The 14,526-nt window shown below is 45.5% G+C and carries 5 protein-coding genes; 1 reads left to right on the plus strand and 4 read right to left on the minus strand.

What is annotated here, in order from left to right; all coding sequences use genetic code 11:
* Window positions 1-109 precede the first annotated feature (109 nt).
* The 4 genes from C1I60_RS19550 to C1I60_RS19565 all read right to left on the minus strand — a co-directional run bounded on the left by C1I60_RS19550 (window position 110) and on the right by C1I60_RS19565 (window position 13,995).
* Window positions 110-991, minus strand: a complete 882-nt coding sequence (locus C1I60_RS19550; RefSeq protein ID WP_137063215.1) for a glycosyltransferase family 17 protein — start codon at window positions 989-991, stop codon at window positions 110-112.
* On the minus strand, window positions 988-9,519 hold the full coding sequence (locus C1I60_RS19555; protein ID WP_252361795.1) for a non-ribosomal peptide synthetase: 8,532 nt from the start codon (window positions 9,517-9,519) through the stop codon (window positions 988-990). Before C1I60_RS19555 ends, C1I60_RS19550 begins: the two co-directional genes overlap by 4 nt.
* Entirely contained in the window at window positions 9,520-12,948 is a 3,429-nt protein-coding gene (locus tag C1I60_RS19560) for a non-ribosomal peptide synthetase (protein ID WP_137063216.1), read from the minus strand. It lies immediately after the preceding gene.
* A 183-nt stretch (window positions 12,949-13,131) separates the two neighbouring features.
* On the minus strand, window positions 13,132-13,995 hold the full coding sequence (locus C1I60_RS19565) for a DUF1835 domain-containing protein (protein ID WP_252361796.1): 864 nt from the start codon (window positions 13,993-13,995) through the stop codon (window positions 13,132-13,134).
* Window positions 13,996-14,132: 137 nt separating this feature from the next.
* Here C1I60_RS19565 and C1I60_RS25885 point away from each other — a divergent pair.
* Window positions 14,133-14,526, plus strand: a 394-nt coding sequence (locus C1I60_RS25885; RefSeq protein WP_252361797.1) for a glutaminase, incomplete at its 3' end; no start/stop codon positions are given.

Here is a 14,526-nt window from a genome sequence, read left to right on the forward strand (position 1 = left end):
ACGTCTCCAATCCAGATAAAGGACACCCCATTCCTATGTCTAAAAAAAGAAAAAAGAAGCCCTCGTTTTGTATCGACCGGGCTTCTCTGCCAGCTAAACCTGGCTACCTTTACTTATACCAAAGATCTTTTATTTCAAGCTCCTGCAAACTGCTCAAAAACGATTTTGAGTTATCAACATAAAGCTCGGTATCGATATAGTACAGTTTTTTATCATGCAAACATTGATCAATATAATCTGCATTCAATATACTTTTATCCTCTACATTGGCGGCAAATGCCTGTAGCTTGGGAAGCGCGGTTTTCTGATATTCAAGCCACGAATGATGGAATCCTGCTGGTTCTTCCAGACAATAGATGTCTTGGTACAGTGCTTCAGCAATCCCCTTCTTCCTGAGATAGTCAGATGAGAATGGCATACTTTTAAAATACCGGCCTGTCATGGCAAATACGCGATAGCTCCAATGAGGAGCGCCATGATTGGATTGGCAAAAAAGATTCAGAAAGAATACAGAGTAGTGCATTTTTATCGTAATAATCTCATGCCTCTTCACTTCTGAAACCAAACGATCCGCCATTCGGCTATCAATGATCTCATCGAAATCAGCTAAAATGATTATATCATCGTCCTCAACCTTATCCCGCAAAATAGAGGCACTTTGGTTTCGTTGGCAAGCTTCGTTATGAAACGCGCTGTTGTAGCTAAGCAGACGCCAGTACCAGCGGTCAAAATGATCCGCACCGCAGCTATCCACATTAAAATACAATGATTCCTTCTCTGGTTTGCGAAACAGCTCATCGGCATGAAATGGATGATGAATGACTTTGGGGCCAAGAACATCCACATTAAAGTTGAGGGGCTTCTCCAAATAGCTGAACGTCTTGTTGGCTTCGATCACATGCAACTCGTCAATCCAGCGGGCGTTTTCTTTTATTTTGATATCAGCAATCCGGTTTTCATTAAAAAAAGGGCAAAATTCGTATATTTTCATAGCAGGAAGCCTCCTTTCACTATCATAGTATTTGGACGAACACCGATGCTTTGGCACAGATAGCCGGATATTAAGCGTACAAATTCAGTAATCGTTCGGTCTTCATAATGGAGTGAACTGGAATAACAGGTTAAACTTAACCGATCATGTTTAAGGCTTGCCGTCATATTTAGCTTGTAAGCGGAGGGGTTGTCCGCTGCGTTCGTATTTCCGTAAGGAAGGGCCAAAGGCTCGTACAAATCATCAGCCAGCCCGTTCATTTCCTCGGATTGATAATGAAAAAGCATGTGTGTTCCGTCTTTTAGCGGCTCTGTATGAGAACCCATATCCTGTATCAAATATTGTAAAATAAAGTAATCCAGTCCTTCAGATGGAATATGCTGCAATGTGCGCTTGACATGCTCCAGTACAGCCTCCCCATTTTTAGATAACCCCTCTTCCGGGATCTGAATTCGAATGGGATAAGCTCCGGCAAAAAAACCGATCGTACGATCAATTACAATCCCAGGCAAAAAGGACTCACGCTGATAAGACATCACATGGAGCAGCAAATCCGATTGCCTTTTCAATTGGTAACAAGCCTGCGACAATGCCGTAAGTATCAAGCTCAGCGGTGTAGTATGCTGCTTGACAGCCAACGCTTTTAAAAGGCGAATATGTTCCTCTCCTTCAAGCAAATCTTGTGTTATGGTTGTCATATGACGGTGGAGAGGTCGTGTCTCCGATTCCGTGTCAACCTGTAAAGACTTGCCGCCTTCCACAACCTTGGCCCAGAAGGCTGAAGCGTCAGGAGAAAGGTCCTTTGCCGCATATTGTGTCAACCCCATGCACCAATCCCGATAGCTGCTTTCTTCCTCCCTATGCAGGAGCCAATCACTCCCCTTTTCCAGTAAGAGAAGATGCCTCAAGTCTTCCAAAAAAATGTTTATGGATATCCCGTCAAAAATTAAATGATGAAACAGGAGTAATACCACCTGCCGTCTCTCTCCGCGATAATGGTCAAACAGCACGACTTTCCATAAAGGTCCAGCCCCGATGTCAAATCCATGCTGAGCATTCGAGCAGTATTCCGAAATGCAGGCGTCATGTGAGCCTGGGACCGCTTGCAAATCTACATAAGAAACAACCTGCTCCACACTCATGGTCTGCTCATATTGATACCATTCATTATGATCCAGCTGAGCAAATGACAAGCGTAGGGCCGCATGTTTGTTCCATAGTGCCTCCAGCGACGAGTCCAGCAATTGTCTGGGGATGTATTTCTTGAGCAGAGCCAGGTAAGGTACATTAAACATGTTGCGATTCAGCAGATCTCTTTGAAAAAAACGTTTTTGTACAGCAGACAGTGGAAATCCGTCATTCGGGTACACCTTTTTTATCGTCTGAATATATGGGATATGCCTATCCGAACAAAGGGCAGTTACAGTTTCCGTCCTGGCTTTGCTCAATGCAAGGGCCAAACGTTCGATGGTCTGTTCACGAAATATTTGGTTGACTGTAACCGGATATCCGCTTTTTTGCAGCATGCTGGCTATACGCAGCGCATGAAGCGAATGCCCTCCCAACGTGTGAAAATCTTCATTCTTACGGATAGTCTCAAGTTGCAGAACCTCGCTCCAAATCTCTTCAATAATTTGTTCCAATTCAGTTTTTGGACTGGAATTTGGTTCTTTATGGCTGTTCTGGCTTTCCGGTAAAGGAAGCTTTTTACGGTCGATTTTCCCATTAGCTGTTAATGGGAACGACTTCAGCCAAATGTAACGGAAGGGTAGCATATAAGCCGGAAGCACCTCAGCCATAAACGTATGAAGCTCTCCCTCCCGCTCCTCCTCTTCCGCTGTATAGTAAGCGATCAGCCGTAATTCACCGTGAAGCTCGCGGGCAGCAACCAGACATTCTTTCACGACAGGATAGCGGCCAAGCCTGAACTCGACTTCGCCAGGTTCGATTCGATAGCCGCGAAGCTTCACCTGATCGTCAACCCGTCCAATATATTCGATATTACCGTCCGGTAGCCATTTCGCCCGATCTCCTGTACGATAAAGAACCCGATTTCCTCCTCTTGCACGATCTTTGGCAGAAGTATAAGAATTCGGAATAAAAGCATACTGTGTCATTTGGTTTTGCAGCCAATAGCCCCTCGCAACCCCGTCTCCTCCTACATATAGTTCCCCGACCGCCCCGATAGGCTGAATACGACCCTGTTTGTCCAGGATATAACAAGTTGAATTATTAATCGGCTTGCCAATGGGGATATCTTGCTCAAAAGTCTCTTTGATCCGATAGCTCGTTGAAAACGTGGTGTTCTCCGTTGGGCCATATACATTAAGAATCGAAAGCTCTGAATAGGCCAGCCGGATACGGTTTATATGCTTAGTCGATAAAACTTCCCCGCCCACGACCAACCATTTAAGTTCAGCAAACATCTTTTCATTTTCTTCAATCCATTGATTGCACAATGCGGAACTTAGCCATAGTGTATTAATTTTCCACTCCTTCATTCGATGCTCCAGCAGTTGGATATTGAGAAGATCATCTTTTGAAACTACAAACAGACGACCTCCATTTAGCAATGTTCCCCAAATTTCAAACGTGGAAGCGTCAAAAACAGGCGAACCTGTATAAAGCAACCTGATGTCAGAGGAAAACGGGATATAGCTGGTGTTTTTAACCAAGCGGATGACATTGCGATGTTCTACCATCACGCCTTTCGGTTTTCCCGTTGAGCCGGATGTATACAGTAGGTAAGCAAGGTCATTAGGAGCAATTATAGGCTCCTTCTCTTCTTGCGGTACAACTCCAGTCTGTTCAAAACGCTCTATATCAATCAGTTTTAAATGGATTCCATTACAGGCTTTCGAGATACCTTCCGCTCCTTTATGTGAGGTGATGATGGTGTCCAGCTTGGCGTCCTCGATCAATTCACGTGTTCTTTCTGCCGGAAAATCGGGGTCTATCGGCACATAAGCACATCCCGCTTTCATAATCGCCAGAATGGAGACAATGAACTCGATGGATCGCGGCAAATAAACCCCGATCAACTTCCCATGACTGTCGGTATCATCTACTAGCAAATGGGCAATCTGCCGGGACATTTGGTTCATGGTGCGGTAAGTTATAATCTTGTTGCTTGCAATTACCGCCGGCTGTGAAGGGCGCAGCCTCGCTTGCTCCTGAAACAAGTCAACAATCGAACGATTTCTGGGATAGTCTGTATACGTATCGTTCCAGTCGTAGACGACTTGATCATATTCGTCCTTGCTTATAAAACACACGTCTCCGACGGAGTGACTCGGATGTTCCAGCACATAGTGCAATGTATTTAGCAGATGCTCAGCTAGGCGACAAACCGTTGCTTGCTTCAAGCGATCCGCATCGTAAATAAATTTGACAGTGATCTGTTCCCCGTCATTGGCAATGGTGATAGTCATCGGGTAATTGGTTTTCTCCCGTTCCTCCATAGCTGACATCTCCAACCCATGTTCAGGCTGACGGTAGTCGTTCATATAATTCTCGAAGGCCACGATGCTGTAAAACATGGCATGACCATGAATAGCACTCCACCTCTTCAGTTCGTTCAGGCTCACATAGCAGTAGTCATTCAATTTCTGAATCGTCTGGTGCAGGTGCTTAACATATTCTGTGATGGTTTGCTCCACATTCCAGTGCATCACCAAGGGCAACGTATTAATCAGCATACCTGTAATGCGATCCCCTTTTGCAAGATCCGATCCTCTCCCGGAAACGACCATGCCGAATACGGTTGTATCTGCATCATGATAGACCTGTAGCACTTTCCCCCATGCAAACTGCACCAAGGTATTGAGCGAAACCTGTGTTTGCTGTACAAAGGTGGCAATACGTTTGGTTAGACTCGAATCCATGTGAAGAGTCTGGATCTGCTGGTTCTTAATCGGTTGATGTACATCGGGAATCGCACTTCCCTTCTCGATTGGCAGCAGGGTCGGCTCCGTTACTTCCGCCAAATAAGCCTTCCAGAATAACTCGGCCTCTGTGCGATCCTTATCATTCAGCCAATGAATATACGCTTCAAAAGAGCGGGACAAGCTGCGCTGTGGCATTCTGTTTTGCAATCTACAGGCATAAAGTTCATGAACCCGGTTTAGCAGCAGCGGCAGGCTCCAACCGTCCAGCAAAATATGGTGATAGCTCCAGAGCATCGTCCATTCTTCCGGTGCAGTCTGAATCAGTGTGATGCGGTACGCAGGCCGGCTCAGATCAAAACGACGATTGCGATCCATCTCCATCCACTGTTCAATACATTCCTGCTGCCGCTTGGGTTGCTCTGCTCCAACATCCAGGAATGTCCAGTCCCATTCTGCTGTTTGGATAATGCATTGTACGGGCTTATCCAGCGTGTCCCAAATGAAACATGTCCGCAAGCAATCATTTTCGGCAATGACACTGTCCCAGGCTTCCCGATACTGGTTTACCTCCAGCCTCCCACGATATTTCCAATTAACCTGCACAAAGTATTGATCGGAAGCAGGGTACTCTAAATAATGAAACAACAGCCCTTCCTGCAAAGGACTTAAATACATCATTTTATTCAGACCATATTGCATAGAATAGGTCTTTACAATCTGATCCAGCGAATGCTGCTCCAGTGACACTGATGGAAAATCACTTGGTGTAAACTCTTCATAACTAACCTGGCTGCAATGCTCAATGATAGAAAGTAAACGTGATATGAAAGTATTTATGAACTGAGTAATGGTCGTTTCTTCATAGTGACGTTTGCTATATTTCATGAATAAATGCAGTTGTCCATGAACGATGGAACAGTTAAGTTCCAACAGGCTTGTTCCATGATTAAGCGGCGAGCTATGGTCCTGTGCTGCTTCACGTGTAAAACCTATCCACTGCTCTAGCCCGCTCGTATTTGTCTGATCGAATTGACCCAAATAATTGAATAGAGCCTGTGGCTCGGAAGCTGTTAGCTCGGAACGGACTTCTTCGTTCGGATGACAATATCTCAAAGCACCGTATGACATGCCGCGATGAGGAATAGAACGCAGCTGTTCTTTGACTGATTTAATCGTCGCCCCCAAGCTGCAATTGTCCTTGATCCGAATGCACACCGGAAACATTGAGGTAAACCAGCCGACGGTTCTTGTCAGATCCATATCGGCTACAAAATGCTCACGTCCATGACCCTCTAACCGAAACGCGATCGTCTTCTGCCCAGACCAAGCGGAGAGCGCCAGCGACCAGGCCGTAAGCAGCAGATCATTGATCTCGGTATGATATGCCTGTGAGCAATGGTACAAGAGTAGCTGCGTATCGTTGGGAGTAAGCATTGTAACCAATTCCGAAGATTCACTGCTCATTTTATGATCCGCGCAATGGTCTACCGGCAGCACAAATGCTGCATTTTGGAGATGTACTTTTTTCCAGTAATCTATATGACTTAGAGTATTCTGGTGTTTGGAATAATCCATCCATGCATAGTGCCACCTTTTGTATGGATTTAAAACAGGAGGCAGCTCTGAGCCATGATACAATTGATCCAATTCCTGAACCAATATTCTCCAGGACACGCCATCAATAACCAAATGATGAATCGTCATAAACAAGCGGACTTGACCGTCAGGGTGACCCTGGATTACGCCTGCATAAATCATCTGGCCTGTCGCGTAATTCAATTGTCTGTTCCATGTATCACATATGCTTGAAATTTCAGATTCGGGATCAGCAATGTGCTGAATGGTGTGACTGGCAAGTTGAATGGTGGTATCTGTTCGGTAGCGCTGCGCATATCCATGCTTGTCAGCTACAATCTCCATTGAAAGCTCTGGATGGAGTCGGATCAATTGTCTGATGGCCGTTTCCAGCTTTACGGGATCACAATCACGGAGTAGAAACAACTGGGATTGATTGAAATAATGCGGTTCTTTGAACTGCTGCTCGAAAAACCAGTGCTGGATCGGCGTCAGACCAAATTCGCCTGTCAAATCAACCATACTATCTTCCTTCTTCTCACGTTCTGTCCAAGTAACCACAGCAGCTAATTCCTTGATAGTTGGATGCTCTGCAACTTGTCTTGGAGTCAGCATCATACCGTGATCTCTGGCCATAGAGACGACCTGAATGGCAAGGATTGAATCTCCCCCGGCCGCGTAAAAATGATCGTTTACACCGATATCTCCTCTTTTTAAAATTTGTCGCCAAATGCAAAGCAGTCGCTTTTCGAAACTGCCCTCCCCTGCTTCCGCAGCATTCTCAGCAGGGACAAATAATGTGGTCGGATCAGGAAGAGCTTGACGATCAACTTTCCCGTTTGTATTTACGGGGATTGAATCCAACTGACAGAAATAAGCAGGAACCATATAAGCAGGTAAAATAGAGCCTGCATACTGGGCCAATTCAGCCTCAGTCAGCCTTTTTAAGGCAGTATAGTAAGCCACTAGTTTATGGAAGGACTCGTCCTTCCAGGCTCGAACGACACATTGACGGATGTCAGGGTGCTGGCGAAGCTGATGCTCTATTTCACCCAGTTCGATACGGTAGCCTCTGATTTTAATCTGTTCATCACTACGGCCGATAAATACCAGTTCACCCTCTGGCGTCCATTTCACGACATCCCCGGTTCGATATAACCGCTCTCGCTGTGGATACTCATTTCCGATGCTCATCTCTTTGTGAACAAAACGCTCCTGGGTCAGCTCCTCACGATTCAGGTATCCTCTGGCAAGCCCTATGCCGCCCACCCATAATTCACCGGGAACACCGACCGGCACAGAATTACCAAATGGATTGAATACAAACAATCGTTTGTTATAGGCGGGTTTGCCAATCGTGATTGCTGCCTCTGGCTTGCATACCGCGGTGGAACATAAAATCGTCACTTCGGTCGGTCCGTAAGCATTCACAAACAGTCGTCCTCTTCCCCAATAATTCACAATATCAGGAGTACAGGGTTCTCCAGCGGATACGATTGTGTGCAGTTCAGACAGTTCTCTTGGTTTCATGGTTCGCAGCACAGACGGCGTCAGCATGGCAATATGGATATTTTTCTCTTCGAGTACATCTGAAATATCCGCATAAGGAGGCAGCTCCTCATTCGACAGCACAACAAGTGTCCCGCCTACTGTTAATGTTCCGATCCATTCGTAGACCGAAGCGTCGAAACTGATGGAAGCGAATTGCATAACTCTGGAGACAGGGGTAATACGAAACTTTTCAATAAGGTAAGGAGTTAACGCAACCAGTCCGGCGTGCTCAATAAGCGTCCCCTTCGGATTTCCAGTGGAGCCGGATGTGTAAATGACATAGGCCAGGTCGTTCTGTTTAACCTGAATATTCAAATTCTCGTCGGGATGATCGTACTGCTGCACTAAGCATTCATCTACACAGATAACCGAATGCGCTTTCATTCTCATTTGATTCATAGATGGATTTAGCTTGTTTACCAGATGGCTGTGCGTGATAATCATTTTGGCCTGCGCATCTTCTAAAATAAATCGAACCCGTTCTCCAGGGTATTGGGGATCGACCGGAAGATAAGCGGCCCCTGCCTTCATAACTCCTAGTATTGCCGGGATTACATCTGCGCTTCTGTCCATAAAGATGGCAATCAGCGTGCCGGGTTGTAAAACGCCCTCCTCTCCTGTGGAAACCGATTCTAAAATCACGCGGCCGATTTGATTAGCCCGCTGATTTAACTGCGAATAGGTCAGCTTCTGCCCTTCAAACTCCAATGCGATTGCATCGGGAGTTCTGGCAGCCTGCTCTTCAATCAGTTGAACCACGGTTTTATCCAAAGGATAGGCTTGTTCCGTATCATTCCATTGTTGTATCTGCTCGTATTCTTTCGTTGTCAGTATGGGGTGAAGGAGTACCGCTTTCTCCGGAAGATGGAGTGCATTGGCCAGTAGTATCTGAAAGTGGCCTGCGAGATTAGCGATCTGCTTTTTACCAAAATACCTGCTATCATACTGTATTGCGCACTCTAATCTTTCCGAACCATAACGGTAGCAGAGCGCAATCTCAGGCTGATTTATACCGCTTAGAGAAGCTAGTGCTTTTGTGCTCAAACTTGAATGCGAGAGTTCACCACAAGTCTCTACGATGCCCACATTAAAAAAATCCTCATCTTTTTCAGATAGGTAATCCACTTTCATGTGCTGCGAAAAATCCTCACTCCACTTACTGCTGCTATCTCTATCCCATTTTCCCTTTATTTTTTTCATCAAGGAGAGAAGATGATCTTCCTTCTGAATATGGATAAAAAGCGGATAGTCCTGACGACGTGGTGTTCCCTCATTGTCTGATAACATGGAGTATAAAACAGGTACTGTATATTGATTGGCGTAATGGGATAAAAGCACGGACCATATGGCTGCGATAAAAGAAGGCATGCCCAACTGATGCTGCTGTACAAACTCCATGATCGGTTTGACCTGTCTTGTTTCCAAACGAATATGGTAAAGGACTTGAACTTTGTCTTCAGGCTGTCCGGCTTCCCCTTTGTGATGGGAAAATAGAGGCAAGTAAGGTTGGATCACTTATAGAACCTCCCCTATCTGAGATGCTATACCGGCGGCCTGATAAAAAGCAGCCCTAACTTCCTCAACCTCTATCTCGTAACTGCACCGCATCGAAAAAATAAGACCATCTGTGTAGGAGGTAGCGATGCAGTTGAACAGCGAATAGATCGGCAGCGGATTCGGTTGCTTTATGACCGTATCATCGTAAAATTGGCTATACTTCAACCCTTCCTTTGCGCTATTGGCCAAATAGTTAAACATGAATACATCTAGATGCTCATACTGCTTCCCAAATTGTACAAGTGTTCTGGTCCGTTCCCACCTGTTTTTATAGGCAGGTCCTGTAAGCAGGTTCATAAAATTAATCGTGTGGTGTTTTAATAATTCCAGCCTATTTCTGACAGTCAGCAGCATTTCATCCGGCTTCTGCTTCATGTCCATCAGCATAGGCACAAAATCAATAAACTCACCGACCGTGTTATAATACGTCGCCTCATCGTACCTTCTTCCATCATATAAAAATAACAATGGCAACTGGTTCATACCTAAATAGATTTGCATGCCCCTTGTAAAGACAGAGAGCGCAAACTCCAAGGATGGGTTTTTAGCCGGGATGCTCACGCTAAACAGATAGGCTTCTGTGCTCGTTCTTAGCTTCGGAGTTTGTAACAGGTCCTGCTTGCTTTGCTGGAATGCTTCCAGATGAAAGTCGTATATCAATGCCTGTTCGGTGATTCCGCTGGGTCCGCTTTGGATTTGTTCTACATAATCCTTATAGGGTTTTACTTCATCCGTAGGAAGGGATTCGTTTTGAAGCAGACTCCTGTAGCAAGCCATTACCTGTCGTTCAGCTACTTCCGAAGTCACCCGATCGCATATCGCATGATGATAAAGCGTAATAACAACATGCTCACGCAGATTTCGTTTTAGCACAAACATCTGAAACAAAGCACGCTCTCCCGTGTATCGGGTATTCGTCATGTAGTCATTTATCATTTCCATAAAGGGGCCATATGGATTGCAGTCCGTTACGTCAAGGATGGTGAGTGTTGGCAAATCGGCGTCGTGAAGTACGTATTCCCTCCAATACGTCCATTCATCTCTTTGCACAGGAATGCTTCTTAGTAATCCTTGACTTTGTACAAATTGAGCATAAGCCTGATTCAAAAAATCATAATTCACATACTCGTCCAGCCTAAATAAGCCAATACTCGGCGGTGTATGAAATGAAATTTGCATTTGTTGAATTCCACTTAGCGGATATTCTTGTGCCACTTGCCCCGTTTTAACCCACTGATCTCTTTTTAAATAATCGTCTTCCAGTCGCTCGCGCAACCTTGCTGCCTGATCCGTGTCCATGGTTTTCAAGCCCAGACGCTGGACAAACTCCTCTTCATCGAAGACCTGGTATTGATTATCCATTTTTACTTTTTGATGCAATGGTACAATATAATGCGGCTGGAGTTCTTTAGCGACTTTCCCGTTCATGATCCGCATGACAGGATTAACGTTGTCCTCAGAATTGAAGTAAAGTACTCGAATATCTCTCACTTCGTGAAGAAAATCCCGCACTTGATACTTCACCAGCTCATACACACCATCTGTTTCTTGGTGCAGCCAGGAAATCAACTCTTGCTTGGTTTCTATGGTGCCCTGCTGCTTCAAGGCTCTTTCACTATCTTGAGCCGATTGAAGATAAGCAGCGAGCGCACGGATCGTCTTATAGTGGTAAATATCTGCCAAAGTGGTATGATATCCAGCCACCTCCATCCTTGACATTAACGTAAGCGCATGAATAGAATGTCCACCAAGGTCGAAGAAGCTGTCCACAACACTGAACTGCTGAATACCTAATACATCCTGCCAGATTTCCATCAGCCTGGCTTCCAGCCCTGCCTCAGGAGATATGTTTGCTGCCACGGTATGTCCATTGTCTACAAAGGACAACAGTACCTTGCGATCCAGCTTTCCATTCCGTGTCAGTGGCATCTGCTCTAATTGAACAAAAAAAGAGGGAATCATGTATTTCGGCAGCTTTGCAAAAAGCGTGTTTTTAATTTCATCTGCCGGCAGCCTTTGGCTTGCCCTATAGTACGCTCCCAGTTGCTTCTGTCCGTTCCCATCTTCACGCACGATAACAACCGCTTCTTGTATATCCTTTATTTTTATTAGCTGTGCCTCAATTTCCCCTGGCTCAATTCGGTAGCCCCGTATTTTCACTTGCTCGTCAATCCGGCCGATATATTCAATGTTTCCGTCCGCTTGCTCTTTTGCCCAATCTCCGGTTCGGTACAACCTGCCCCCCGGCACCCCTGGAAAAGGAATAAACCTTTCCTCTGTCAGCTCTGGACGGTTCAAATAACCTTTCACTAATCCATCACCAGCGATGTACAGTTCACCTGCAACTCCTTGTGGCAAAGGATGCTGGTTATGATCCATGATGTAAACCGACGTATTGCTGATGGGTTTACCAATCGGTACGGTATTTGCAGCCTCATCCAAATGATCAATCCGGTAAAACGTTGCAAATACTGTACTCTCGGTCGGTCCGTAGACATGAATTAAACGGCCAGAGCCCAGACGGGCAAATGCTTTGCGCACATGGCTGACCGACACCTTTTCACCACCGAATAGCAAGGTATCAAGTGTGGCAAAGCAATCCGGATCAATATCCACCATTGCATTAAAAAGTGCTGTTGTAATGAAGCATTTTGTAATCTGTTGTGTGTGCAGTACACTCGATAGCTCTCGTGCATTCATGATGTGGGCTTGTGGGGTCAAAACGAGGGTGGCTCCGTTGAGCAGTGCCCCGTAAATGCCAAATGTAGAACCATCGAACGAAAAACTGGCCAATTGCAAGATTCGATCTTTTGCCGCGAATCGGATGTAATTTGTTTCTTTGACAACACGTGTAATATTGTAGTGCATCGTCAAGTTTCCCTTCGGTTCGCCCGTAGAGCCTGACGTATACATAATGCAGGCTAGTGCATCTGAGTCATGAATGGAGGTGAGATTCCCTGCTTCTTCCCTGTTATTTCTCTTGTCCGACAAATCCAGTACAGGAACGTTGAGCTCCACTTGTTGCTCAATTGGTAGCCGGGTTAGCAGGAGCTTTGCGCCAGAATCTTTCAGCATATAGCGTATACGTTCCTTGGGGTATTCCGGATCAATCGGCACATAGGCTCCCCCGGCTTTTAAAATCCCGAAAATACCGACGATCATTTCTAATGAGCATTCGGCCATAATCCCGACGGGGTCGCCTTTATTTACACCTTTGTTCCGCAGAACCCGGGCAAGCTGATTAGCCTGTTTGTTCAGATCACCATACGTCAAATGCTTGTCTTCCAATACAACTGCCACTTGCTCTGGTGTGCGCTCGGCCTCCCCCTCAAACAACTGATGAATCGTTGTATCCCGCGGGTAATCCGCTAACGTACCATGTAACATGCTCCGTCTCATCTCCTTCTCCCATTAACATTCATACGATTTAAGGTTTGCTCTACAAGCATCTTTTTCGAAAGAAGTCGTTTATGGTTAAACTATAATCACAACTTTATATTAAAATGGGGATTTAGCTGGAGATGAAGAAATGACATCAGGTGACAGAATAGTACACTTTTTCTCTTCGTTTTACGCCTTTAGTTTCACAGCATAGCGATATTGCATGCCCGACATTTCAGGCATTTCCAGAAATTCGAGTCTGCCCTGAGCGATCAACTGTTGAACCCGGTATTCCAAAAAAGTATCGCTTCTCAGCTGTGACAACTGTGTTAAAGCCTCATCTATTATTTTTCCCGCGTGTACAAATTGCCGATTATCCTCTGCTTGCAGTTGACCGATCAAATCCAGCAAAGCCTGATCAAAGGAATCTTCTGGCACATGATCGATATGGTCATTTTCCCATAATCTCAGCACACTTGCCTGTTCACTAAGCTCCAGCCAATCTTGTTCATGTCGATGTCGATCTTCCATACTTAAAGCATGAATTTTCTCTTTATTTTGCGTTATGAAGCGTGCAATTTCTTTCGAATACACCACGTTCATGGATAGAGGAAACTTACTTTCCATGTATAAAGGATCACTCGGCTCCCGTTCCAAGGAATCTGTTACGTTTACGACCCCGATAGGAGCAGTTCTGTTCCGCAAAAGGTATAATGCAAAACGTAATCCGATCTGTTCGTGAGCATTAGAGCCGCACCAGATCGTTATAGACTTATCATCAGAAATTGCAGTAAGAGTAGCCGTCATCTGTTCAATGCGGTGCTCCCAATTCGCGTAATAGAAAAATTCATAATCCACGATCCGTTCAGCCAACCAGTTGTGACGGTTCTCTTGTCCTTCTGGTGTTTCCAGCTTCCACAACGGCCCTATGGAAAATAGATCATTAAAAGACAGCACTTCACTCTCATAACGCAATCCTGCTCCAGAAAGGCCTACTTTCATCGAGCCAGCAGCAGACTGAGAGAACAGTAGGTGTACATTGTTAGATGACAAGTCAACTGCCTCCTTTCACTGTGATCAATAATATCTTGTCTTTCGACCAGAAATATCTTTAGAATAGGCGTATAGCTATCATATCTTGCTCCACAATAACAATACCACAGGATGATTACTCGACTGGAGGAAAAGAAATGACATCGGAGTGGCAGAGACTACAGACCAAACTGCCGGAATGGGTGGAACAGAGCCGTCATCAGTATATTCATGGCAAGGTGGCAGCGTATATTCCCGAATTGTCCAAAGCCCCGGCCGACGCGCTGGGAGTTGTCGTGATGAACAAAACCGGCGAGACCGTGGTAGCAGGAGATACCGAAATAAGCTTTACGATGCAAAGCATTTCGAAGGTATTCACGCTTATTTTGGCCTTGATGGATAATGGAGAGGATGTGGTCTTCTCCAAGGTCGGTATGGAGCCTACCGGAGACCGTTTCAATTCCATGCTGAAGCTGGAACTGGTCGAGCCGGGCATCCCGTTTAACCCGCTGATTAATGCCGGAGCCATCGCCGTGTCCTCTTTGATTCGTG

This window comes from Paenibacillus terrae (genome assembly GCF_005217525.1).
Lineage (GTDB): Bacteria > Bacillota > Bacilli > Paenibacillales > Paenibacillaceae > Paenibacillus > Paenibacillus terrae_C.